This is a genomic window from Pseudomonas sp. 05N431 (assembly GCF_056397005.1).
Map to the genome: position 1 here is coordinate 192474 of NZ_JBFTMN010000005.1, position 25325 is coordinate 217798.

20 protein-coding genes and 1 riboswitch are annotated in these 25325 nt (G+C 60.6%); of the genes, 8 read left to right on the top strand and 12 right to left on the bottom strand.

From position 1 onward, the window contains the following. Positions 1-94: 94 nt before the first annotated feature. A complete protein-coding gene (mltA, locus tag AC1DIG_RS11635) occupies positions 95-1273 on the top strand; it encodes a murein transglycosylase A (protein WP_477767426.1) in 1179 nt (392 codons plus the stop codon). A 124-nt stretch (positions 1274-1397) separates the two neighbouring features. On the opposite strand, the gene AC1DIG_RS11640 is transcribed toward mltA, so the two are convergent. Further along, on the bottom strand, positions 1398-1781 hold the full coding sequence (locus AC1DIG_RS11640) for an MAPEG family protein (RefSeq protein ID WP_477767427.1): 384 nt from the start codon (positions 1779-1781) through the stop codon (positions 1398-1400). Positions 1782-1815: 34 nt separating this feature from the next. Further along, positions 1816-2649, bottom strand: a complete 834-nt coding sequence (locus tag AC1DIG_RS11645; protein WP_477767428.1) for an EamA family transporter — start codon at positions 2647-2649, stop codon at positions 1816-1818. Positions 2650-2847: 198 nt separating this feature from the next. Here AC1DIG_RS11645 and AC1DIG_RS11650 point away from each other — a divergent pair, with 198 nt between their 5' ends. Then, positions 2848-4017 (top strand): MFS transporter, encoded by a 1170-nt coding sequence (locus AC1DIG_RS11650; protein WP_477767429.1) that lies wholly within the window; start codon positions 2848-2850, stop codon positions 4015-4017. 52 nt (positions 4018-4069) lie between these two features. Here AC1DIG_RS11650 and AC1DIG_RS11655 read toward each other — a convergent pair whose 3' ends face one another. Further along, complete coding sequence (locus tag AC1DIG_RS11655; protein WP_477767430.1) at positions 4070-4474, bottom strand: acyl-CoA thioesterase; 405 nt, start codon at positions 4472-4474, stop codon at positions 4070-4072. Positions 4475-4672: 198 nt separating this feature from the next. Continuing rightward, positions 4673-4775, top strand: a riboswitch (S-adenosyl-L-homocysteine riboswitch). A 23-nt stretch (positions 4776-4798) separates the two neighbouring features. Between AC1DIG_RS11655 and ahcY the strand changes: the two genes are divergently transcribed. The 4 genes from ahcY (at position 4799) to AC1DIG_RS11675 (ending at position 10291) form a co-directional block, all read left to right on the top strand. After that, the gene (gene ahcY / locus AC1DIG_RS11660) at positions 4799-6208 is read left to right on the top strand and encodes an adenosylhomocysteinase (RefSeq protein WP_103316727.1); all 1410 of its coding nucleotides are present in this window, start codon (positions 4799-4801) and stop codon (positions 6206-6208) included. A gap of 160 nt (positions 6209-6368) precedes the next feature. Further along, a complete protein-coding gene (gene metF / locus AC1DIG_RS11665; protein ID WP_477767431.1) occupies positions 6369-7214 on the top strand; it encodes a methylenetetrahydrofolate reductase [NAD(P)H] in 846 nt (281 codons plus the stop codon). A gap of 184 nt (positions 7215-7398) precedes the next feature. Then, positions 7399-8214: a substrate-binding periplasmic protein gene (locus AC1DIG_RS11670; protein WP_477767432.1), complete on the top strand. Its 816-nt coding sequence runs from the start codon at positions 7399-7401 to the stop codon at positions 8212-8214. A 226-nt stretch (positions 8215-8440) separates the two neighbouring features. Further along, on the top strand, positions 8441-10291 hold the full coding sequence (locus AC1DIG_RS11675; protein ID WP_477767433.1) for a DEAD/DEAH box helicase: 1851 nt from the start codon (positions 8441-8443) through the stop codon (positions 10289-10291). Positions 10292-10495: 204 nt separating this feature from the next. Here the strand turns inward: AC1DIG_RS11675 and AC1DIG_RS11680 are convergent, their stop codons facing one another. Continuing rightward, positions 10496-11074, bottom strand: a complete 579-nt coding sequence (locus tag AC1DIG_RS11680; RefSeq protein ID WP_477767434.1) for a YceI family protein — start codon at positions 11072-11074, stop codon at positions 10496-10498. A gap of 32 nt (positions 11075-11106) precedes the next feature. Continuing rightward, positions 11107-11658 carry a cytochrome b gene (locus AC1DIG_RS11685; protein WP_477767435.1) on the bottom strand — a complete coding sequence of 184 codons (552 nt, stop codon included), beginning with the start codon at positions 11656-11658 and terminating at the stop codon, positions 11107-11109. 322 nt (positions 11659-11980) lie between these two features. On the opposite strand from AC1DIG_RS11685, the gene AC1DIG_RS11690 reads away from it, so the two are divergent. Both AC1DIG_RS11690 and AC1DIG_RS11695 read left to right on the top strand, forming a co-directional pair. Continuing rightward, the gene (locus AC1DIG_RS11690) at positions 11981-13387 is read left to right on the top strand and encodes an adenosylmethionine--8-amino-7-oxononanoate transaminase (protein WP_477767436.1); all 1407 of its coding nucleotides are present in this window, start codon (positions 11981-11983) and stop codon (positions 13385-13387) included. 144 nt (positions 13388-13531) lie between these two features. Then, positions 13532-14251: a 16S rRNA (uracil(1498)-N(3))-methyltransferase gene (locus tag AC1DIG_RS11695; protein ID WP_054594441.1), complete on the top strand. Its 720-nt coding sequence runs from the start codon at positions 13532-13534 to the stop codon at positions 14249-14251. Positions 14252-14349: 98 nt separating this feature from the next. Here AC1DIG_RS11695 and trhA read toward each other — a convergent pair whose 3' ends face one another. The 7 genes from trhA to pilG all read right to left on the bottom strand — a co-directional run bounded on the left by trhA (position 14350) and on the right by pilG (position 25213). Next, entirely contained in the window at positions 14350-14967 is a 618-nt protein-coding gene (trhA, locus tag AC1DIG_RS11700; protein ID WP_477767437.1) for a PAQR family membrane homeostasis protein TrhA, read from the bottom strand. A gap of 198 nt (positions 14968-15165) precedes the next feature. Continuing rightward, entirely contained in the window at positions 15166-15627 is a 462-nt protein-coding gene (locus AC1DIG_RS11705; protein WP_477767438.1) for a chemotaxis protein CheW, read from the bottom strand. Next, positions 15620-21550, bottom strand: coding sequence for a hybrid sensor histidine kinase/response regulator (locus AC1DIG_RS11710; protein ID WP_477767439.1), 5931 nt, complete (start codon positions 21548-21550; stop codon positions 15620-15622). The genes AC1DIG_RS11705 and AC1DIG_RS11710 overlap by 8 nt, the downstream gene beginning before the upstream one ends. Positions 21551-21588: 38 nt before the next feature. Then, the gene (locus AC1DIG_RS11715; protein WP_054594449.1) at positions 21589-23649 is read right to left on the bottom strand and encodes a methyl-accepting chemotaxis protein; all 2061 of its coding nucleotides are present in this window, start codon (positions 23647-23649) and stop codon (positions 21589-21591) included. Between the two features lie 186 nt (positions 23650-23835). Further along, positions 23836-24375: a chemotaxis protein CheW gene (locus AC1DIG_RS11720; protein WP_477767440.1), complete on the bottom strand. Its 540-nt coding sequence runs from the start codon at positions 24373-24375 to the stop codon at positions 23836-23838. A gap of 10 nt (positions 24376-24385) precedes the next feature. Next, on the bottom strand, positions 24386-24751 hold the full coding sequence (gene pilH / locus AC1DIG_RS11725; protein WP_019694067.1) for a twitching motility response regulator PilH: 366 nt from the start codon (positions 24749-24751) through the stop codon (positions 24386-24388). A 57-nt stretch (positions 24752-24808) separates the two neighbouring features. Continuing rightward, complete coding sequence (gene pilG, locus AC1DIG_RS11730) at positions 24809-25213, bottom strand: twitching motility response regulator PilG (protein WP_103316754.1); 405 nt, start codon at positions 25211-25213, stop codon at positions 24809-24811. Positions 25214-25325 lie beyond the last annotated feature (112 nt).

Below are 25325 nucleotides of genomic sequence, written 5' to 3' on the forward strand. Positions count from 1 at the left end.
TCCTCGCGTCGTCGGCAAAGACCAATAGCCCTATTAACAATAAGGGTTGCCTGAACGCTGGAAGCGCTCGGACAACCTGCACAGGAAATACCGCATGAACAGCCGTTTCAAGGCCTGGTGCAACACTCTGCTCTGGACCGTACCGATGGTCGCCCTGCTCGCCGGTTGCAACAGTGGCGACACCGCAAAACCACAAACCCACGCCATCGCCACCTATTCCAGCGCGACGTGGGAAGCTTTGCCGGCGGTGTCTGATAACGACTTGCTGGCCGGCTTCGGCTCCTGGCGCAGCGCCTGTACCCGCCTGAAGTCCGACCCGGTCTGGGGCGCGACCTGTGCAGCGGCTGCCAACGTGCCGCAAACCGCAGACGCCATCCGCGGCTTTCTCAAGGAACAGCTGGCGGTCTACGGCCTGCGTTCCTCCAGCGGCAATGCCAATGGCCTGATCACCGGCTATTACGAGCCGGTCTATCCGGGCAGCCTGACGCAGAACCCGGTGGCCAATGTGCCGATTTACGGTGTACCGGACGACATGATCATCGTCTCGCTTGAGAGCATTTACCCCGAACTCAAAGGCAAGCGCCTGCGCGGTCGCCTTGAAGGCCGTGTACTCAAGCCTTACGACGATGCCGCCGCCATTGAAACCAAAGGGGTCAAGGCACCTGTTCTGGCGTGGCTGACCGACCCGATGGACCTGCAGTTTCTGCAAATCCAGGGCTCGGGCCGTATTCAACTGGAAGATGGCCGCCAGCTGCGCATCGGTTATGCCGACCAGAACGGCCACCCGTACCGACCTATCGGCCGCTGGCTGGTGGATCAGGGCGAGCTGAAGAAGGAAGACGTGACCATGGGCGCCATCAGTGCCTGGGCCAAGGCCCACCCGACGCGCATCCCTGAACTGCTCGGCAGTAACCCGAGCTACGTGTTCTTCAGCCGCAATCCTGACAGCAACGAAGGTCCGCGCGGCTCATTGAACGTGCCACTGACCTCGGGTTACAGCGTGGCGGTAGATCGCAAGGTGATTCCGCTGGGCAGTCTGCTCTGGTTATCCACCACCCGCCCTGATGGCAGCTCACTGGTACGCCCCGTCGCCGCACAGGATACCGGTGGCGCGATCACCGGCGAAGTTCGCGCCGACCTGTTCTGGGGCACCGGCGATACCGCCGGGCAACTGGCCGGCGACATGAAACAGCAAGGGCAAATCTGGATGCTCTGGCCAAAAGGTGCAGCACTGCCGCAACTGCCGCAGGTGGCTGATTCGGTTAAACCTTGAGCCCGGTTTCGGTTGATAGATAGCTATCGCGAGCAAGCTCGCTCCCACAGGTGTAGCGTCGCCCTTGTGGGAGCGAGCTTGCTCGCGATGAGGCCAGTAGCAACACCAAAAACCCAGGCCAGATTCAGATCGACACAAAAAAGAAACTGGCAATCAGCCCCATGCCGACAAACCACACCAGCGAACGCAGGATTGCCCAGTCTGCCAGGTAGCAGATGATGTAAAGCAAGCGGCTGGTGATGAACAGCACCGACAGCACGTTGATCGTCACCAGTTCGGCATTGCCGACCAGGTGCGCGACGATGACCGCGGCAGCAAACGCCGGGGTGACTTCAAAGCTGTTCAACTGGGCCCAGTGGGCACGCCTGGCGAACCCGTCGAGGGACTCAAGAAAATCTCGCGGATCATGATTATCCCGAAGCCCGAACTTGCCGCCGATCTTGGCAATGGCGGTGCAAACGTACGGCAAGAAAATCGCGATCAATACACACCACAGGGCAACATTCATTGCAGATTCCTTTTTTGAAATTTGTAACGCTCGCTCAGAACTTCATCACGAGCATGCCGGCCAGTACCAGCCCACAAGCCAGGAGCCTGGGCCTGCCGAAAGGTTCCTTGAGGTAACGCATGCCGAACAGCACCACCAGAATCACACTGATCTCGCGCAACGCCGCCGCCTCGGCAATTGACCCCAACTGCATGGCCCAGAGCACCAAAGCGTAGCTGAACAACACGCAAAACCCGACGCTCAACCCCAGTCGCCACTGTTCACGCCAGAACAGCATAAAAGCCGGACGCTTGCGCAGCAGCGCCAACAGCGGAAACGGCCAGGCGCTGAGCAATGTGACCCAGACCAGGTAATCGAGCGGGTGCGACCAGCGCCGCAACGCCTGCCCATCGATAAAGGTGTAGCCGCCGATGCACAAGCCGATCAGCACCACTACCGGCAACATCGACCACGGCAAACGCTCCCCGCCACCGCCCTGCCAAAGCAGGCACAGCATGCCGAACGGGATCAGCAAAATGCCGAGGATCTGCTGGGTCGTCAGCACTTCGCCAGCAAAGACCAGTGTCAGCGCCAGGACCACCAACGGCGACAAACCGCGCATCAGCGGATAGACCAGCCCGAGATCGCCGACCCGATAGGCCTGGATCAGCAGATACCGATAGAGCAACTCGAAGGCGGCCGAAGCGAGTATCCACGGCCAGATGTCCATCGGCGGCAGCGCGACGAAACCCAGCATCAGCGCGACAAACAGCATCGCTACGCTGTCCATGCAGGCCACGACCAATAACCGCTCGGCACTGAACTTGATCAGGGTATTCCAGGCTGCGTGCAACAACGCCGCCACCAATACCAGAGTCGTCGCAAGCACCCTGCTCTCCTTGTCCGCATCAACCGAATTGATTCGCCATATGTCAGCAGCTGTTTATACTGCAACCGACCACGCCGCACTCAGTTGCGCACATACTTATTCCAATAAATTTCTGCTGCCACCCGATCCTCACGGAGCCGGGAGTTTGCATGCGTATGCCTGATCAGAGCGTCAAGACTACCGACAGAGACCTTGCGCATGCCACTCGCCTTGCTTGCACTGGCTGTTGCCGCCTTCGGCATCGGCACCACTGAATTCGTCATCATGGGCTTGCTGCCCGATGTCGCCCGCGACCTTGCCGTGAGCATTCCCGAGGCCGGCCTGCTGATTACCGGCTACGCCCTGGGCGTGGTGTTCGGCGCACCGATCCTCGCGGTCGGGACTGCCAACATGCCGCGCAAAGCCACGCTGCTGGGCATGACACTGATGTTCATCCTCGGCAACATGCTCTGCGCGTTGGCCCCGAACTACGCCACGTTGATGGCCGCGCGGGTGATAACAGCGTTGTGCCACGGTGCATTCTTCGGCATCGGCTCGGTGGTCGCGACAGGTTTAGTGGCGCCGAACAAACGCGCCCAGGCGATTGCGATGATGTTCACCGGCCTGACCCTGGCCAACGTGCTTGGCGTACCGCTGGGCACCGCGCTCGGGCAGTACGCCGGCTGGCGCTCGACCTTCTGGGCGGTGTCGGTGATCGGCGTGATTGCGGCCATCGCCCAGTGGGTCTGGCTGCCGAAAGAGATCGCCATGGACAAGGCCAACCTGGCCAGCGAATTCAAGGTGCTGGGCAAAACCAATGTGCTGTTGGCGCTGGGCATGAGTGTGCTGGCGTCGACCAGCCTGTTCAGCGTCTTCACCTACATCGCGCCGATTCTGCAGGACATCACCGGTGTGAGCCCGCATGGCGTAACCATCATGCTGTTGCTGTTCGGTGTGGGTTTGACCGCTGGCAGCATGCTCGGTGGACGTTTGGCCGACAGCCGTTTGCTGCCGTCATTGGTCGGCATGGCCCTCGCGGTGGTGCTGGTGCTGGCCGCGTTCAGCCAGACCAGCCACTCGGTGATCCCGGCGGCCATCACCCTGGTACTGTGGGGTGTGTTCGCCTTCGCACTGTGCCCGATCCTGCAATTGCTGATCATCGACCAGGCCTTTGAAGCGCCAAATCTGGGCTCAACCCTGAACCAAAGCGCCTTCAACCTGGGCAACGCAGCCGGCGCGTGGATCGGCGGACTGGTTGTCGCCAGCGGCGCCGACCTTGCAGACCTGCCGTGGACCGGCGCACTGGTCAGCGGATTGACCGTGCTGACGGCGTTGTTCTTTATCTACCTGCAACGCCGCAGTGCAGTGACGGCCAACGTCCCCGGCTAATCGACGCGCTCCGCCCGATCACCATCGCGCGTCCTCACCACAAAGAACAGGGTCATTCGACTGCGGGGTCGTCCTGGAACTGGTCCTTGACGTACTTGATCTCGGTCCGGCCATGGGGCGCAGGCATGCCGTCTTCGCCCAGGTTGACGAAGACCATCTTCTCGACCGTCAGGATGCTTTTGCGGGTGATCTTGTTGCGCACCTCGCAGGTCAGGGTGATCGAGGTACGACCAAACTCGGTAGCGGTGATACCCAGCTCGATGATGTCGCCCTGGCGCGAGGCGCTGACGAAGTTGATTTCGGAAATGTACTTGGTGACCACGCGCTGGTTACCCAGCTGGACGATCGCGTAGATGGCCGCTTCTTCGTCGATCCAGCGCAGCAGACTGCCGCCGAACAACGTGCCATTGGGGTTGAGGTCTTCGGGTTTTACCCATTTGCGGGTGTGGAAATTCATGCTCGCTCCTGACCGTCTTGCCGATTGATGCCGGCCATCATGGCAGACCGGGCAGTCATGCTCCATGAGGCTTCGACTATGGTCGCCATTAACGATCTTCATCTGGCCGACAGAAACCCTTTGGAAGATGAGCGTAGCCCGCTATAATCGCCCCCGTTTCAAAACGGTCATCTTCGATTGATACCGTTTTCCCGCCACCTGTCCGAGGGGCGCTGCAGCAGGTTCGACCTGTCAGGCTCGGATGGGGCGTTGCCCGGCCATGATCGGCTGGACACTAAACGCACAACGGCGCCCATTCGCATACATTACGAATGGAGGCTCTTCATGAGCGCTGTTATCACGCCTGCAGATTTTAACGATTACAAAGTCGCCGACATGTCCCTGGCTGCCTGGGGCCGTCGCGAAACCATCATCGCCGAATCCGAAATGCCAGCCCTGATGGGTCTGCGCCGCAAGTACTCCGTCGAGCAACCGCTCAAGGGCGCGAAGATTCTCGGCTGCATCCACATGACCATTCAGACTGCCGTGCTGATCGAAACCCTGGTTGCCCTGGGTGCCGAAGTACGCTGGTCGTCCTGCAACATTTTCTCGACTCAGGATCAGGCCGCCGCTTCGATCGCCGCTGCCGGCATCCCGGTATTTGCCTGGAAGGGCGAGACTGAAGAAGAGTACGAGTGGTGCCTGGAGCAAACCATCCTCAAGGATGGCCAGCCTTGGGATGCCAACATGATCCTCGACGACGGCGGCGACCTGACCGAGCTGTTGCACAAGAAGTACCCACAAGTACTGGACCGCGTTCACGGCGTCACCGAAGAAACCACCACCGGCGTTCACCGTCTGCTGGACATGCTGGCCAAGGGCGAGCTGAAAATCCCGGCCATCAACGTCAACGACTCGGTCACCAAGAGCAAGAACGACAACAAGTACGGCTGCCGTCACAGCCTGAACGACGCGATCAAGCGCGGTACCGACCACCTGCTGTCCGGCAAGCAAGCGCTGGTCATCGGTTACGGTGACGTGGGCAAGGGCTCGGCCCAGTCCCTGCGTCAGGAAGGCATGATCGTTAAAGTCTCCGAAGTTGACCCGATCTGCGCCATGCAAGCCTGCATGGACGGTTTTGAACTGGTTTCGCCGTTCATCGACGGTATCAACAACGGTACCGAAGCGAGCATCGACAAGGCACTGCTGGGCAAGATCGACCTGATCGTGACCACTACCGGTAACGTCAATGTTTGCGATGCGAACATGCTCAAAGCCCTGAAGAAGCGCGCCGTGGTTTGCAACATCGGTCACTTCGACAACGAAATCGACACCGCTTTCATGCGCAAGAACTGGGCATGGGAAGAAGTGAAGCCACAGGTTCACAAGGTTCACCGTACTGGCGCGGGCGATTTCGACCCACAGAACGACGACTACCTGATCCTGCTGGCCGAAGGCCGTCTGGTTAACCTGGGCAACGCCACTGGCCACCCAAGCCGCATCATGGACGGTTCGTTCGCCAACCAGGTTCTGGCGCAGATCTTCCTGTTCGGCCAGAAGTACGCCGACCTGTCGCCAGCCCAGAAAGCCGAGCGCCTGACCGTTGAAGTACTGCCGAAGAAACTCGACGAAGAAGTGGCCCTGGAAATGGTCCGCGGTTTCGGTGGCGTGGTCACTCAACTGACCAAGCAACAGGCTGAATACATCGGCGTGACCGTCGAAGGCCCGTTCAAGCCGCACGCTTACCGCTACTGATCGGTCCTGCTGCCTGCTCTCCCTGTGGGAGCGGGCTTGCCCGCGAAGGCGATTTATCATTCAGCATTGATGTTGACTGACCCATCGCTTTCGCGGGCAAGCCCGCTCCCACACGGGATGTGCAAGCCCCACAGGCTTATGCGTTTGCAAGGGTATTCCTATGTCCCAAGATCGCCGCTACAGCTTCGAGTTCTTCCCTACGAAGACCGATGCCGGGCATGAAAAGCTCATCGCCACTGCCCGTCAGCTGGCTACCTACAACCCCGATTTTTTCTCCTGCACCTATGGCGCTGGTGGTTCGACCCGTGATCGCACCCTCAACACCGTGTTGCAGCTCGAAAGCGAAGTCAAAGTCCCTGCCGCACCGCATCTGTCTTGCGTTGGCGACAGCAAGGCAGACTTGCGCGGCCTGCTGGCTCAATACAAGGCGGCCGGCATCAAGCGGATCGTTGCTTTGCGCGGTGACCTGCCTTCAGGCATGGGCATGGCCAGCGGCGAATTGCGCCATGCCAATGACCTGGTGAGCTTCATTCGTGAAGAGACCGGCGACCACTTCCACATCGAAGTCGCCGCTTACCCGGAAATGCACCCGCAAGCCCGCAACTTCGAAGACGATCTCGCCAATTTCGTGCGCAAGGCCAACGCCGGCGCCAACAGTGCGATCACCCAGTACTTCTTCAACGCCGACAGCTACTTCTACTTCGTCGAGCGTATACAGGCGATGGGCGTGAACATCCCGATTGTTCCGGGCATCATGCCGATCACCAACTACAGCAAGCTGGCACGATTCTCCGACGCCTGCGGTGCGGAAATCCCGCGCTGGATTCGCAAGCAGCTGGAAGCCTACGGCGACGACACCCAGAGCATTCAGGGTTTCGGCGAGCAGGTGATCACCGAAATGTGTGAACGCTTGCTGCAAGGCGGTGCGCCAGGGCTGCATTTCTATACCCTGAACCAGGCTGAACCTAGCCTGGCGGTATGGAGCAACCTGAAACTGCCGCGTTAAACGTCGTACAGGCAAGATCAAAAAATCGCAGCCTGCGGCAACCTCTACACGGATAATCCGTAGGAACTGCCGCAGGCTGTGATCTTTCGATTCTCGGATCACACTCCCAAGTCCCTTGTGCTAGAGCACCCACTTCCAACACCCGCTTCTGGCTATTGCCCAAATCTCGTCGTAATCTCCAGTGATGCCCGTCATTGCCCAATTGCTGACAGCCGTGCTTTTTGCTTGCCTGAGCTTTGCCGCTCGGGGCGAGAAACTGCGCATTGTCACCGAGCCTTGGGCACCCTACGTCTACGAGGAAAACGGCCAGGCCCTCGGACTGGACTACGAAACCACCGCAATCGTCTTCAAGCGCCTGGGGATTGAGGTTGAGTGGCAGTTCCTGCCATGGAAACGCTGCCTGGCCATGCTTGATCAAGGGCTGGCAGACGGCGTACTGGACATTTTCCATAGCAGCGAACGCGACGCCACCCTGCTCTATCCCGCCGAACCGCTCTCGGAAGTCGAGTTCGTGCTGTTCTATGCCAACGCTCGCCCTCACCCCTTCCACACCCTTGAAGACCTGCGCGGCCTGACCATCGGCACCTCACCCGGCTATCTGTACAGCCAGGACTTCAGGGAGTCGACCCTGTTCACCCACGAGCCTGCGCCAACCCATGAAGCCAACTTTGGCAAGCTGCAACGTGGCCGCATTGACCTGCTGATCACTGACCGCCGGGTTGGCCAAACCCTGCTCGACACCTTGAAACTGCGCGACCAGATCAGCGAAAGTCCCACGGTCATCAGCCACCAAAGCCAGTTTCTGGCCCTGCGTCGCAATGCCGGCATGGACCTGCTGGTGCAACGTTTCGGCGTCGAGCTCAAGCGCTTCAAACGCGAGCCGGCCTACGCCCAATTGAGTGCACGATATGGCGCCGGCCCGGCGCCTGACGCTGTGCAGATCACGCCGCAAGCCAGCAACGGTAAAACCGTTGAGCAGCAGGAAAGCAGCGCTCCGTGATTGCTCTGTTATACTCCGGCCTTCCCGCCAGGCTTACGCCCGGACGCTCGGTCTTGTTTAAGGCATCTCGACACCGCTACAGCGCAGCTTTCCAGCCCGCGCGAGCACTCGAACATGAGCCTTCAAGCCCCAGCAGGACCGGACGCGATTGCGCTTCTCTCAAACGCCATTCGCGCCAGGCAAGACTATCCCATTGGGCCAAGCCCTAACTAAAACAGGATTACTCATGTCCTTTGCTTCCCTCGGTCTCTCCGAGGCTTTAGTCCGCGCCATCGAGGCAGCGGGCTACACCCAGCCTACCCCGGTGCAACAGCGGGCCATTCCCGCCGTGTTGCAAGGTCGCGACTTGATGGTTGCGGCGCAGACAGGTACTGGTAAAACCGGCGGCTTCGCCTTGCCGATTCTGGAGCGCCTGTTCCCTAACGGTCACCCGGACAAATCCCAGCGTCACGGCCCGCGCCAACCACGCGTCCTGGTCCTGACCCCGACTCGCGAACTGGCCGCCCAGGTGCACGAGAGCTTCAAGGTCTACGCCCGTGACCTGAAATTCGTCAGTGCCTGCATTTTCGGCGGCGTTGGCATGAACCCACAGGTTCAGGCCATGTCCCGTGGTGTCGACGTGCTGGTAGCTTGCCCGGGCCGCTTGCTCGACCTGGCCGGCCAAGGCAGCGTCGACCTGTCCCACGTGGAAATCCTGGTACTGGACGAAGCGGACCGGATGCTCGACATGGGCTTTGTCCATGACGTGAAGAAAGTCCTCGCCCGCCTGCCGGCCAAACGTCAGAACCTGCTGTTCTCGGCAACCTTCTCCAAGGACATCACTGACCTTGCCGGCAAGTTGCTGCACAACCCGGAACGCATCGAAGTCACGCCACCGAACACCACGGTCGAGCGCATCGAGCAACGGGTGTTCCGTCTGGCCGCCAGCCACAAGCGCTCGCTGCTGGCACACCTGATTACTGCCGGCGCCTGGGAACAGGTTCTGGTCTTCACCCGCACCAAGCATGGCGCCAACCGCCTGGCCGAGTACCTGGACAAACACGGCCTGAGCGCCGTCGCGATCCACGGTAACAAGAGCCAGAATGCTCGCACCAAAGCCCTGGCCGACTTCAAGGCCGGTGACGTGCGCATCCTGGTGGCCACCGATATCGCCGCTCGCGGCCTGGATATCGATCAGTTGCCACACGTGGTCAACTTCGAGCTGCCAAACGTCGACGAAGACTATGTGCACCGTATCGGCCGTACTGGCCGTGCCGGCCGTTCGGGCGAAGCGATCTCGCTGGTTGCCCCGGACGAAGAAAAACTGCTGAAAAGCATCGAGCGCATGACCAAGCAGAAAATCGCCGATGGCGACCTGATGGGCTTTGATTCCAGCGCTGTAGAAGCCGAGAAACCGGAAGTTCGCGAGCGTCCGGACGTGCGTAACCCGCGCAACCCACGTGGCCCGCGCGGCGACGGTCCAAACGGCAGCGGCGGCGGTCGTAAAGACAAGGGCAAGGACAAGGGCGGCAAGGAAAAACCGGCTGCCGGCCGTGGCGAACGCCCGGCTCAAAAGCCGCGTGAAGGCACCCCGGCCCGCGAACAGCAGCGCCCGGCACCTCGCGCCGCCGCTGACCGTGCACCGGACGAGTTCCTTGACGACGATATCGATAACTTCGGTAACCGCGTCGACTACGTTCCGCAGCAAAAGGCCCCTCAAGGCCGTGGCCGCCGTCCAGGTGCTCCGGCACAAGGCGCTGGTGCAGGTGCTCCACGCAGCGGCCAGCCACAAGGTCGCCAGAACGGTCCGCGCAACAGCAGCGGCGCCAGCACTGGCACCCCGCCTGCCAAGCGCAGCGGTCCACGCAGCGGCGCTCCACGTGACGGCCAGGCCCGTCGCGAAGAGTCGCGCAACCGCCGCCCGGCCCGTGACGACCAGGCGCGTCAGGAACCCGCAGTACAAAACCCGCGCGGTACCCAGCCGAAGATCATGCACAAGGAGTCCAAAGCCGATCGCTTCCCGACACCTGAGCAACTCGATCAACTGCCAAGCCGTCCACGTGGCGAAAAACCGGCGCTGCTGACGCGCAACCGCTGACAGGATCGTAGGGAATCCAAAAATGTGGGAGCGAGCTTGCTCGCGATGAGTGCCTGACATTCAGCATTGATGTTGACCGGCAGTCCGCTATCGCGAGCAAGCTCGCTCCCACACTGGACCTATGTCGCTGGATAGCATTTTGTCCGGCACAAAAAAACGCCCCTGATCTCGCGATCAGGGGCGTTTTTGTGTCAGCGGCGAAAGTTACTTCGCTTGAACACCTTCAAACGAGATGTCCAGGTCCAGGGTCTGGGAGGTAGGACCTGGGCCTTTGATGCCGAACTCGCTCAACTGCAGGGTAGTCGTGCCGTTGAAGCCGGCACGGTAGCCACCCCATGGATCCTTGCCTTCGCCGTTGAAGGTTGCCTTGAACACGACTGGCTTGGTCACGCCGTGCAGGGTCAGGTCGCCGGTCACGTCAGCGGTTTTTTCGCCAGTGGATTTGACACTGGTGGAAACGAACTTGGCTTCTGGGAATTTCGCTGCGTCCAGGAAGTCCGGGGTACGGATGTGCTTGTCACGTTCAGCGTGGTTGGTGTCAACGCTGGCGGTTTTCAGTACAACGTCGATTTTACTGGCTTCTGGAGCCTTGGCGTCGAAGTTGAACTTACCGTCCCAGTCCTTGAAAGTACCGTGGATGAAGCTGTAACCCAGGTGGCTGATCTTGAAGTCGATGAAGGCGTGATTGCCTTCTTTATCGATCTTGTATTCTGCAGCCATCGCTTGCCCTGCCGACAACAGCGCAGTACCGATTGCCAGAGCGGCGAGAGTCTTTTTCAGCATGTTTTCTATTCCTTGGGAGTCTAGGTTGAACATCAGGCTTTGCGTCCCAGCATTCGCGTCAGGGTCGCATCACGGTCGATAAAGTGGTGCTTCAGTGCTGCCAATGCATGGAGACCGGAAAAAATCACCAGCGCCCAGGCCAGATACAGATGAATCGCACCGGCGGTGTCTGCCTGGTCCGGTAGACCGGAAATCAGCGCAGGAATTTCAAACAGACCAAACACCGGAATCCCGACACCGTCTGCGGTGGAAATCAGGTAGCCGGCAATCATCACAGCGAACAGGCTGAGATAGAGAAAGGAATGACCGAGCTTGGCGCCGAGGCGTGTCATGCGGCTATAGCTTTGCAGCGTCGGCGGCGGTGGGCTGATAAAGCGCCACAACACCCGCAGCAACATGATCGCGAACAGCGTCAGGCCGATGCTTTTGTGCAAATCCGGCGCTTCTTTGCGCCAGTTGCTGTAGTAGTCGAGACCGACCATCCACAAGCCCAGAGCAAACAGACCGAAGACTGCCAGTGCCACGCCCCAGTGCAGAAAAATGCTGACCCAGCCGTAGCGGGAGGAAGAGTTACGTAGCTGCATTGCCCAAATCCTGTAAGAACTGCGACCAAGACTATCGAGTTATCTATCGATTTAAAGCCGAAAATTTCGCTTTGAAATATCGAGAAATACGATCAAGAGTCTGAAAGGGGTGGGTTAAGGAAAGATTAACCCCCAACGTGCGACCCAAACATCAGACGCTCTAGCGTGCCCTGTCAGCGTATGTGCACGTCAATACAACCACGTAACACACCTGCGTTTCCATGCGCAAACGCCACAATAGGTTGTCCGCTCGCCCGGCATTGCATAGGCTTGCGCGATTGTATGTCCGCGCACGTCACGGACCGCCTCGAGGAGAGTGAAAATGGGCCTGAATAATCAGTGGATGCAGCGCGATCTCGCGGTTCTGTGGCATCCCTGCACCCAGATGAAAGACCACGAACAGCTGCCGCTGATCCCGATCAAGCGCGGCGAAGGCGTATGGCTCGAAGACTTCGAAGGCAAACGCTACCTCGACGCGGTCAGTTCCTGGTGGGTCAACGTGTTCGGCCACGCCAACCCGCGGATCAACCAGCGGATCAAGGACCAGGTCGATCAACTGGAACACGTGATCCTCGCCGGTTTCAGCCATCAACCAGTGATCGAGTTGTCCGAACGCCTGGTGAAGATGACGCCGGAAGGCCTGACTCGGTGCTTCTACGCCGATAACGGTTCGTCCTGCATCGAAGTTGCGCTGAAAATGAGCTTTCACTACTGGCTCAACCGCGGCCAGCCGAACAAGAAGCGCTTCGTCACCCTGACCAACAGCTACCACGGCGAAACCATGGCCGCGATGTCGGTCGGTGACGTGCCGCTGTTTACTGAAACCTATAAAGCGCTGCTGCTGGACACCATCAAGGTGCCGAGCCCGGACTGCTACCTGCGTCCCGAGGGCATGAGCTGGGAAGAACACTCGCGCAACATGTTCGCGGCGATGGAGCAGACCCTCGCCGAAAACCACGAAACCGTCGCCGCAGTGATCGTCGAGCCGCTGATCCAGGGCGCTGGCGGGATGCGCATGTATCACCCGGTGTACCTGAAACTGCTGCGCGAAGCCTGTGACCGTTACGGCGTGCACCTGATCCACGATGAAATCGCCGTCGGCTTCGGTCGCACCGGAACGATGTTCGCCTGCGAACAGGCCGGCATCCGTCCGGACTTCCTGTGCCTGTCCAAAGCCCTGACCGGCGGTTATCTGCCGCTGGCAGCGTGCGTCACCACGGATGAGGTCTATAGCGCCTTCTACGACGACTATCCGACCCTGCGCGCCTTCCTGCATTCCCACAGCTACACCGGCAACCCGCTGGCCTGTGCAGCGGCATTGGCGACGCTGGATATCTTCGAAGAAGACAACGTCATCGAGAAAAACAAGGCCCTCGCCCAGCGCATGGCCAGCTCGACCGCGCACCTGGCTGACCACCCGCATGTTTCGGAAGTACGTCAGACCGGCATGGTGCTGGCCATCGAGATGGTTCAGGACAAGGCGAGCAAAACCGCTTATCCCTGGCAGGAGCGCCGCGGGCTGAAAGTGTTCCAGCACGCACTGGAACGTGGCGCGCTGTTGCGGCCGTTGGGCAGCGTGGTGTATTTCCTGCCGCCCTACGTGATCACCCCCGAGCAGATCGACTTCCTTGCCGAGGTGGCCAGCGAAGGGATCGATATCGCCACCAGCAACAAGGTCAGCGTGGCGGTGCCGAAGGACTTCCACCCGGGCTTCCGCGATCCGGGCTAGCCTAAGCCCTCGTCGATACTCGTTCCCACGCTCTGCGTGGGAATGCCTCACCGGACGCTCTGCGTCCGCTTTTGGGACGCGGAGCGTCCTTGGCTGCATTCCCACGCGGAGCGTGGGAACGATCGAATTCAGTAGAGAACCCAGATGAGACTGTCCCGCTTCTTTATCGACGCCCCCTTGAGCCTCGGCGAGCATGAATTGCCAGAGGCCCAGGCGCACTACATCAGTCGCGTGCTGCGCATGGCCGAGGGCGATGCGTTGCAAGTGTTCGACGGTTCAGGCCAGGAATTTCGCGGCACGCTGGCGGAAGTCGGCAAGAAACGCGTGCGCGTGGCGTTGACGGAAAGCTTCGCCGGGCAAATCGAGTCGCCGTTGCAGATTCATCTGGGCCAGGGTTTGTCTCGCGGCGAGCGGATGGACTGGGCGATTCAGAAAGCCACTGAACTGGGCGTAACTGAAATCACCCCGATTTTCAGTGACCGCTGCGAAGTCCGGCTCAAGGACGAACGCGCCGATAAACGCTTGCAGCACTGGCGTCAGGTCGCTATCAGCGCGTGCGAACAATGCGGTCGTTCGCGAGTACCGGTGATCCACCCGCCCCTGTTGCTGGCCGACTGGCTCAAACAATCCGAGGCCGAGCTGAAACTGGTGCTGCACCCGGTGGCCGAGCCGCTGGTCAGCCATGCGAAACCTTCGACGCTGGCGTTCCTGATCGGCCCGGAAGGCGGGTTGTCGGACGTGGAAGTCGATCAGGCTCAAAGTGCCGGCTTCCATTCCGCCCGCCTCGGCCCACGAGTGCTGCGCACCGAGACCGCGCCCGTAGTTGCGTTGGCCGTGGCCCAGCAACTTTGGGGTGACTTCTAGAGCCCCATCGTCGGAACGCCGCCCGGAGCAGGCTCGCTCCCACAAGGACGCCGCTGTACCTGTGGGAGCGAGCTTGCTCGCGATGGCCGCGCCTCGATCTAGAGGACGTAAAACAGAATCGCCACAAAGTGCAGCAAACTGCCGGCGATGACGAACAGGTGCCAGATGCCGTGGGCGTGGCGCAGTCGGCTGTCGAGGGCGAAGAAGATGATGCCGACGGTATAGAACACCCCGCCCGCCGCCAGCCAGGTAAAACCGACGGTGCCCAACGCCGCCAGCAGCGGCTTGACCGCCACCAGCACGATCCAGCCCATCACTGCATAGATCACAATCGACAGAATCCGCGCCTCGGAGCGCGGTTTGATCTCTTGCAGCATGCCGATCACTGCCAGTCCCCAGACAATCCCGAACAACGTCCAGCCCCACGGCCCACGCAGGGTCACCAGACAAAATGGCGTGTAACTGCCGGCGATCAGCAGGTAGATCGACAGGTGATCGACCTTCTGCATGATCACCTTCGCCCGCCCGCGCACGCTGTGATAAACCGTCGAAACGCTGTACAGCACCAGCAAGGTAAACCCGTAAATCGCCACGCTGACAATCTTCCAGGGGCTGCCATCCAGACTGGCAATCACCAACAACCAGACCGCCCCTACACACGCCGCAACCGCCCCGAACAAATGGCTCCAGGCGTTGAATCTTTCTCCGTGATACATGTGTCTCCAACCTTAAAAAATCACTGCTACATCGCACAAGGCTCGGGCTTGTAGCCTGAAAGCGCAATGTTTCTAAAAGATGATAGATGAATCGTTCCCACGCTCCCGCGTGGGAATGCATCCCGTGACGCTCTGCGTCACATCTGAAGCGGACGCAGAGCGTCCATGGCGGCATTCCCACGCAGAGCGCGGGAACGATCAAGAAGGAACCAACCCCGCCCCCACCAACAACTCTTCCAGCGCCAGCAGATCCGGGACTTTCGCCACCTGTTCGGCGACCTGTACCGCGGCGTGTTCCAGTGAGCAAAGCGGCACGTCGACATAGCTCAACTGGCTGTCGAGTTTGTAGGAGCGAGGAATGCCTTGCACCAGCAAGGCGAGGAATTTGAGATGCGGGCGCCCGCCGAGGGCATTGAGGACGACGATGCGCGCGCGGTCGCCGATCACGGTTTTGTTGCCGCAAGCCGATTCGAAGCTCAACAGCGGGATTTTCCGGTCACGCCAGGTCACCAGGCCCAGGTACCAGGGCGGTGAGTCGAGATCAAAGGCACCCGGCTGATAGTCGATCAACTCGGCGACGGCGACATTGGGCAGGATCAGGTTGCGATCGGCCAAGGGCAGCAGCAGCCCGGTGAGGTTGCTGGTGCGGTGTTCAAGCATGGGTTTTGCTCCATAAAGCGATGCTTTCGAGCAATACCGATTCCTGGTACGGCTTGCCGAGGTAGTCGTTGACGCCGATAGCCATCGCCCGGTCGCGGTGTTTCTGACCGGTGCGTGAGGTGATCATGATGATCGGCAGGTGCTGCAACCGTGGATCGTTGCGCACCTGCATGGCCACTTCAAAACCATCCATGCGCGGCATTTCGATGTCCAGCAGCATCAGATCGGGCATGTGCTCTTCGAGCAAGAGCATGGCATCGACGCCATCCTTGGCGGTCAGCACGTTCATGCCGTGACGTTCGAGCAGGCGGCTGGTGACCTTGCGCACGGTGACCGAGTCGTCGACCACCAGGACCAGCATCGAACGCTGCGGCTCGGCCTCCGTGGTTGGCTCCTGAATGACACGCTGCGGTGACGCCTGCGTCTGCATGGCGCGGATATGCGTCAGCAGGTCGAGAATCAGCACCACCCGGCCATCGCCGAGAATGGTCGCACCGGACAATCCCTGCACCGCCGCGAACTGCGGGCCGAGGCTTTTCACCACGATTTCCCGGGTACCGGTCGTCGCATCGACCTGCACCGCGATGCGTCGCTCGTTGCACTGCACCAGCAACACCGGCAACGGCAGGCTCTGGCCCAGCAGTTTCGGGCGGACGCTGGTCTTCAGCAGCTCGCCGAGGTAGCACAGTTCATAGCGTTGCCCGGCGTATTCATATAGCGGCGGATCGAGCTGGTAATACCCCTCCAGCTCAAAGGGCAGCACGCACACGATGCCTTCGATGGTGTTCAACGGAATCGCGTATTGATCCTCGGCACACTGCACCATCAGCGCACGGTTGACCGACACGGTGAACGGCAGACGAATGCGGAAGTGCACGCCCTGCCCAGGCACAGAGTCGATGACCATCGAGCCACCGAGTTGCCGCACTTCTTCGTGAACTACGTCCATGCCGACGCCACGCCCGGAGATCTGGGTGATTTTCTCGGCAGTGGAAAACCCTGGCTGCAGAATGAACTGCAACACGTCGCGATCGCTCATGTCGCTGTCGGGGGCGAGCAAACCGCGCTTGATCGCCTTGCGCCGCACGGCATCCAGCGGCACGCCGGCACCGTCGTCGCGGATGTCGAAAATGATGTCGCCACCCTCACGGGACAGGTCCAGGGTGATTCGGCCTTGCTCGGGCTTACCGGCCGCACGGCGTACTTCGGCGGATTCCAGACCGTGGTCGACAGCATTGCGCAGCATGTGCTCAAGCGGCGCCGCCATGCGTTCCAGCACATTGCGGTCCATCTCGCCTTCGGCGTTGCCGACAATGAACTCGACGTCCTTGCCCAACTCGCTGGAAACCTGACGAACGATACGCTTCAAGCGCGGCAGCATCCGTTCGAACGGCACCATGCGCGTGCGCATCAAGCCTTCTTGCAGCTCAGTGTTGATCCGGCCTTGTTGTTGCAGCAGGTTCTCTGCGTCGTGGTTGCAGCGCTCGAGGGTTTCCTTGAGGTCGAGCAAGTCGGAAGCCGACTCGAACAACGCCCGCGACAACTGCTGCAACTGCGAGTGCCGATCCATTTCCAGCGGATCGAACTCTTCGTAGCCCAGGCGCTCGGCCTCAACCTGCTGCCGGCTGAGAATCCGCCCTTGGGTTTCGGTATCGAGCCGGCGCAACTGATCGCGCATGCGCTCGATGGTGGTTTCCATCTCGCTCAGGGCGACTTGCGCATCGTTGACTTGCTGTTCGATGCGACCACGGAAGATCGAGGTTTCCCCGGCCAGGTTGACCAGATCGTCCAGCAGCTCGGCCGACACCTTGACCATATCGGCGCCAGCATCCGGTTGCAGCGCTGCGGCCTCAGGCTTGGCCACTGGCGTAACTTCAACCAGCGGAGCCGGCGTCGGGGCCTTGTCAGCCGTCGGGTGAGTGAAGGCCTTGATCGCGTCGATCAGGCTGTCAGCCGGCAGCACCGGCTGACCGGCGCGGGTCGCATCGAGCATCTGCGCCAACCGGTCATGGCTGCGTTGCAACAGATCGAACAGCGCCGGTATGGCGTGCAGCAAGCCGGTCGACAACCCTTCGTAAAGAAATTCCAGCTCATGGGCCAGGTCGCCAATCGGGGCGATTTCGACCATTCGCGCGCCGCCCTTGAGGGTGTGCAGGTCGCGCAGCAGGGTTTCCATTTCCTGACGGTTCTGTGGGTCCGCCTGCCAGCGCGACAGCGCCGCGCCCGAACTGTCGATGATGTCGAAGCCTTCCTCGAGGAAGATCTCCAGCAGTTCCGGATCGTGGCTCGCCGCATCATTCGCAGCCGCCACTTCGACCACATCGGCCGTGCTGCCAGTGCTTTGCCGAAATTGCTGAATCGCCTCGATCAACGTACCCGGATCGCTCAGTGGCTGATGGTTTTGCAACTGCTCGAGCAACACCGCGAGGCGGTCATGGCTCTGTTGCAGTAACACCCCGAGCGCTGGTGAATGACTGAAGCGCCGGTCGACCAGTCCTTCATAAAGGCTTTCAAGTTCGTGGGCCAGATCGCCGACCGGCCCAACCTCGGCCATTCGCGCGCCGCCCTTGAGGGTGTGCAAGTCGCGCTGCAACGACGACAGCGGCGCAGCGCTCTCTGGATCATTGAGCCAACGCTGCAAGGCCTGTCCGGCGCTTTCGAGGATATCCACCGCTTCTTCGAGAAAGATCGAAACGATTTCATCGTCAATCGTCAGTGCCTGCGCCTGTGCCAGCTCGCTGGTGGCGCTGCCCAGTTCGGTAATGCTCAGCGTGCGGCTGCCATCGCTGCGAATCAGGCCCATGGCCGACGGATCAAGGCCTTCATTGAGCAAATCACGCAAGGCCCGCACCCGCGCCGGTTGCGAGCCGACTTCCTGGCCGGCGGCCAGTTCGTCGAGCATATTGATCAGTGCTTCGTGAGCGCTTTGGGCTTCGTGGAAGAACCGCTCGTTGACCGCCAGGCTGCTTTCTTCCACTGCGCCATAGAGGTCGAGCAAGGCTTCGCACAGCTCGTCCACCGGATGCAGATCGGCCAGGTGCGCGTTCTCGCCCAGGGTCGTCAATTCATCCAGCAGTGCACTGAGTTCCTGCCGCTCGCCGGGGTGTTGCTGCCAGCGCTGCAACAGGGTTTCGGCGTCCAGCAGGATGTCCATGCCCTGGGCCAGGAATTTGTTGATCAGTTGCGGATCACGCTTGATTCGCAGCCCCGTGTTCGGTGCATTGAGGATGGCGTCCAGACGCTCGGCAAGCAGCGCCTGAGTGCGCCCGATCAAGTCTTCGGCCCCCCTGATCGGTGTCAGCGGATCACTGTTCAATTGCTTCAGCCCGCGCCGCAACAGATCGCCAGCTTCGAGCAGCAGTTCGACTTCGTCCAGATCCAGCGCAATCTGGTGCGCCTTGTACTCGCGCGCCAGGTGATCGAGCGGCGCCGCCAGTTCGGCAATCGGCAACACACCCGCCATCGAAGCGCTGCCCTTGAGGGTATGCAAGGCGCGCTGCAACTCATCACTGGCCTGCAACGGCACATGCTCGGCGGCCTGTTCGAGAAAACGGTCGAGGCTCTGGAGGTGGGTTTCAGCTTCGTTGCGGAAGATCTCCAGCAACTGCGGATCAAGCATCGCGTTATCCCGCGGCGCAGTGTCCGGCAGGGTTTCATCCCCCTTCGCCAGGGCATGGGCGCGAGCGGCCAGGCGGTCGACATCGTCGCGCTGACGCTGGGTGTTGGCGGCGAACTCAGCGATCAGTTCAGGGAGCAGTTGCAGCACTTCATCCAACAGTTGATAAACCGGTGGCCCCGGTTCGACACTGTGCTCCAGCACCCGGTTGAGCAGATTCTCCAGCGCCCACGCCAACTCGCCCAACACCAGTGCGCGGACCATTCGCCCGCTGCCCTTCAAGGTGTGGAAGGCGCGACGCAACTCGCTCAGGACCGAGGCGCTTTCGGGGCTGGCGACCCAGCGCGGCAAGTATTCGCGCAGGATATCCAGGACTTCATCGGTCTCCTCGAGAAAGACTTCGCGCAGCTCGGCATCCACTGGCTCTTCATCGGTCGGCGGCGGCAGCAGACTGCCCGGCGTGATCAGCGCGGGCGGATTGACGGCACGGGCCGGGCTGGCCAACACCTCTGCCAGCGACTGGGCGATCTGCGGGTTATCCAGTGCCGGCAGATCCGGCATCACGAACGCCAAGCCTGGGCTCAGCACCTCTTCGGGCAGCGGCGCAGGCATCTCGCCGGGGAAATACCCCAGAGCTGCCAGGCTTTGCTCGGCGACATCAAGGATTTTTTCGCCAGGCGCCTCGGGGTCTTCACTCAAACGCTCCAGGTAATACTCGATGCTGGTAATGGCGTCGGCCAGGCTGTCGAGTTGCGGCCAATCGGGACGCGTCCGGTCTGCCAGCAGATGCTCGCGAATGAAACCGTTGCAGGCTTCCAGCAGGCTCGCCGCGCGACTCAACGGAATCATCGCCAACGCGCCACGCACCTGGGTCAGTAGGGCCGGAAGCGGCTGCAAGACCTGACGATCCCAATCGCTGTCGATGTAGTCGACGATCATGTCCTTGGCCTGTTGCAGGCAGATTCGCGCTTCCTTGATAACGATCTGGTGGATCTGCGTCAGATCGGTGGTCGGCAACCGGCTCTCTTCGCGGTTTTCCTCAACGGTGCCGACCATTCCCGCCAGGGTCGCCTCGACATAAAGCAGAGCTCCGGCGACATCCATCAGGATCGCGTCGTTCGGCTCGCGCTGGCCTTGGGCAAGGCTCAGGACCACCGCCAGTTGATCGATGATTACCTTGCGCGGTTGACCGAAGCCGAGCACCGCCAGGGTATCGGCGATTTGCCGCAGTGGCGCCAGCAGGCTGTCGAGGTCCGAGACATGTTGTCGGTCGCTGCGCACGAACAGGTCGAGGCGCTCCTTGACCCGCACCAGTTCTTCGCAGAGCGCAGCCAGCACCGAGCGCATCGCGTCGCGATCCGGGCCAGCCAGACGGGCGCGTTCTTCATCGACCATTGCGCTGTCCGGCAACGCGTCGTCCAGGGCATAACGCTCTTTCATGGCTTGCATCTGCGCAGTGGGGTGTTGTGCCTTGGCAATGTAGAACAGCAGGCTTTTGAGCAATTCAGGCGGTGCCGGCTGATTGATTTCCGAGATGCCGTGTTCGAGCAGGCGCTTGAGTTCCTTGTCAGCGTCCTTGAACAGGCTGCGCAGCGCCGGACTATTGGCGACACTGCCGCTGAGCATGCCTTCGACCAGCGCCGAAGCGATCTGCCACAGCGGCCCCAATGGCGCGCCGTCGCACAGCATTTCGAGGCGTGCAAAGACCTTGGCCAGATAGCCGAGATTGGTGGTGTCGTCCTGTTCGCGAAGCAATCCAACCAGCCCCATCTGCAACATCTGCCGTAATTTGCGCAGCACATTCGGCAGCTCGGCCGGCTCAAGCATCGCCAGCGTATCGTCGTCCAATGCAGGAAGCGCTTGCCACTGCGGGCTGAACAGGCTGGTTTCCGACAACAGGCTTTCGCCACGGGCGCTGCGCAGGTCGTTGATCAGTGGCAAGACCACCAACGGCAAGTCACGGCGGGCACTGTGAACGCGGTCCAGGTAAATCGGCAGTTGGCCGAGGGCTTGTTGCAGCAGGCGAATGGCTTCATCGCGGTGGCTGACGCGGTTGTGCTGCAACGCTGCCGCGAGCTGCTCCATCTCTTCGGCGAGCAACGCGGCGCCGTAGAATTCAACCATCTGCAAACTGCCGTGAACCTGATGAATCCCCGCCAGGCACTCCGCGATCGCGTGCGCCGTCAGTGGTTCTTCGACCCGGTTGTCGAGGGCCATGCTTTCAAGGGCAATAAACGCCTGCTTCAACGTTTCGGCAATTTCGCCCTTGACCCACTCGAGGGCCACATAGTCGTGCCGATCACCCATAACCACTCCCATCAAAATGCTGTTCCAGCAGGCATCGTTCAAGCCTTGTCGGCGCTGCGCTCAGGCACCGCCGGCAAGGTGAAACCAGACACCGAACGCCGCAGCTGGCTGGCCATCTTCGCCAGGTTGCCGATGCTCTCGGCAGTGGCCGTGGAGCCCGACGAGGTCTGCGTGGTGATCTGCTGGATCACGTTCATCGTCAAGGATATCTGACCCGCCGAAGACGTCTGTTGCTGCGCCGCGTTGGAAATACTCTGGATCAACGCTGCGAGCGTTTTCGATACGCCTTCGATTTCTTCCAGGGCCACCCCCGCATCCTGCGCCAGTCGCGCGCCACGCACCACTTCGGTGGTGGTCTGCTCCATGGAAATCACCGCTTCATTGGTGTCAGTCTGGATCGCCCGCACCAGAGTTTCAATTTGTCGGGTGGCCGCCGACGAGCGCTCCGCCAGCCGCTGGACTTCATCGGCAACCACCGCAAAACCACGTCCGGCGTCACCGGCCATGGAGGCCTGGATGGCGGCGTTCAGCGCGAGAATGTTGGTCTGGTCGGCAATGTCGTCGATCAGGCTGACGATGTCGCCGATTTCCTGGGACGACTCGCCCAGACGCTTGATCCGCTTGGCCGTGTCCTGAATCTGCTCACGGATATTGTCCATGCCGTGAATGGTGTTGTGCACCACCTCGTTGCCCTTGTTGGCGATCTCCACCGAGCGCTCGGCAACGGCGGACGACTCGGCGGCATTGGCCGAGACCTGATCGATGGACTGGGCCATTTCGTTGATCGCTGTCGAAGCTTCGGAAATCTGCTGGGCCTGATGCTCCGAGGCCTGGGCCAGGTGCATCGCGGTCGCCTGGGTTTCCTGCACTGCGGCAGCGACCTGGCCGGCGGTCAGGTTGATGGTCGCGACCAGATCGCGCAGCTGATCGACCGAGTAATTGATCGAGTCGGCGATGGTCCCGGTGAAGTCTTCGGTGACCGATGCCGTGACCGTCAGGTCGCCATCGGCGAGGTCTTCGATCTCGTCGAGCAAGCGCATGATCGCGTTCTGGTTACGTTCGTTCTTCTCGGCGGTTTCCCGCAACTGGCGATTGGTTTCACGAACCATCACCAGGCCGATCAGGATGATTGACATCAGCGCCAGCAAGCCCAGCACGTAACCGCCGATGGTGTCGGTCGAACGCCCGCCCACCATGTTTTCGAAGCCGTTGGCCAGGTGCGAGGCTTCATCGAGCAAGGTCTGCGACAAGTTGAAGATGTTGCCCGCCGACTCGCGGACCTTGAACAGTTCAGGCGAGGTTTCGAGGATCTCGTCGACCGAGCCCGAAACGAACTCGAACAGCTCGGAAATCTCGGTCAGCCGGGCACGCGCGTCATGGTCTTCGACCTCGCTGATCTTCAGGGACGGATTGCCCTGGAGCATGCCGTTGAGCACCTGACCGAAGCGCGCCGCATCACGGCCAAAGGCGTCGGCCGCCTGTTGGGCATTTTCGTCGCCGACGAGCACCGTGTTGACCGCGCCCAGGATCCGTTCGGCCAGCAACGACTGGCGCTGAGCCATGGCGACCTGAGCAGCAGGTGCGCCGCGCTGGAGCAGGATTTCGACGACTTTTTCGTACTCGACCTGCAACTGCGGCACGGTCTCGGCCAGGGTCGCGGCGACCTGATGCAGCGACAACACAGTCTGTTCGCTGGAAAGGATCGCGTCGGTATTTTTCAGCAGGCGCTCCCAGTCCAGTTGCACCGCGCGCATTTCGGCGTGCACTGCGTGGGGTGCTGGTGGCAGACCGGTGGTCGGGTCACCTTTTTTCAAGTAACCCCAGCGTTGGGCGAAGTCGTTACGCGAATCACTCAGCAGCTTGAACGCCGCCGCTTTGCCGGCCGCCGCTTCAGTGGCGTTTTTGGCAATGCGCTGGGACAGCACGCGCAGCTCTCCGGCGTGACCGATGTACTGCTTGTCGTAGGAGGCCTGGGTATTGAGGTAAGCGAAGTTGGCGAACAGCAACACGATGAACACGATCAGCGCCATGAACAGCACAATGATCTGTGCACGACTGCGCGACCCTTCCGTAGCCTTGCCTGTATTTGCTTTTATCATCGATCCTCGCCTAAAAGATCGCGATCCGTAGCAGCTGGCGAAGCCTGCGTCCGGCCGCGAAGCGGTCGTAAATCCTGCCAACCTTTTCAACCTGACACTCTGCGGTGCCTGGTTTTGCGAGTGCTCCGCACTCGAACGCAGCCTTCGGCAGCTGCTACAGGGATAGTGCCAACCCGTCCGTCGTGTTTACAGGGCTACATCCATGAACCGTGGGGACTGCACCAGGGAAAACGGGCTGAAGACCTGCCACCGTTGCTCGCGTTCGAACTGTCCCTTTATGAAAAGTCCCGCCGCACCACCCTGAGCGTCCAGTGATGCCGGCTCGAAACTGGCCTGATTGAAGTGCTGCATGCCGAGCACCTCATCGACCATCAACCCGACGAACAGCTCTTTATACTCAACGACCAGTACGCGCCGCTGTTTGCGCAGCGCAGACAACTCAATCCCGAGGAAACTGCACAGGTCCATGACCGGCAACAGTCGTCCGCGCAGGTTACCCACGCCCCTGACCCACGACTTGACCCCCGGCAACTGAGTCAGACGCGGCTCGTGCAACACCTCGCTGACCTCGCCCATCGGCGCCACGTACCAGCGCTCGCCGAGGCGAAAGCCGATCCCGCTCCAGCCGTGATTGCGGGTTTGCTGCGAAGGCAGGTCCGCCGCCAGCAGGCGGCAGCGCTGATCGATCTGCAGCAGCAGCTCGAAGGCGGTCAGCGACTCGGCCATGGGTCGGCCGTCAGCCTGCCAGCACGTTGTTCAGGGTCTTGATCAGGGTGTCTTCTTCCACCGGCTTGGTGAGGTAGTCCCTGGCGCCCTGGCGGGTGCCCCAGACCTTGTCGGTTTCCTGATCCTTGGTGGTGATGATGATCACCGGGATGTGCCCGGTTTCCGGGTCTTTGGTCAGCTGGCGGGTGGCCTGGAAACCGTTGAGGCCGGGCATGACGATGTCCATCAGCACCGCGTCGGGTTTTTCCTGGCGGGCCAGTGCCACACCGTCTGCGCCGTTTTCGGCTTTCAACACTTCGTGACCGTGCTTTTCCAGCATGCCGGTCAGTTTGTACATTTCGGTCGGCGAATCATCGACGATCAGAATACGTGCCATGGTCTTCCCCATTCTTGTAGACGCCGGGCCCGCTGGCCGAGCGTCACTGTGCGTGTCTTACTGCGGCGAAACAACGGCAAAGCCCGGTACATGGGCCTGGATCGCACTCAGCAGTTCTTCCTTGCTGAAAGGCTTGGTCAAAAACTGGTCGGAGCCGACGATGCGCCCCTTGGCCTTGTCGAACAACCCGTCCTTGGACGACAGCATAATCACTGGCGTGGACTTGAACGCGCTGTTGTTCTTGATCAACGCGCAGGTCTGATAGCCATCCAGACGCGGCATCATGATGTCGACAAAGATGATGCCGGGATGATTGTCGGCAATCTTGGCCAGGGCATCGAAACCATCGATGGCCGTGATGACCTCACAGCCTACGTTTTTCAACAACGTTTCGGCGGTACGGCGAATCGTTTTCGAATCGTCGATCACCATGACCTTCAAGGCGCTGGAATGCTGTTCCATATCTGCTCTACCGTCGCCTTTGCGAATCAAATTGTCGTTTGCGGCTTACCGAGGGCCCGAAACCCTTGATGCTCAAGGGCCAGAACGATATGGCAGCCTTTTTAGCACAGTC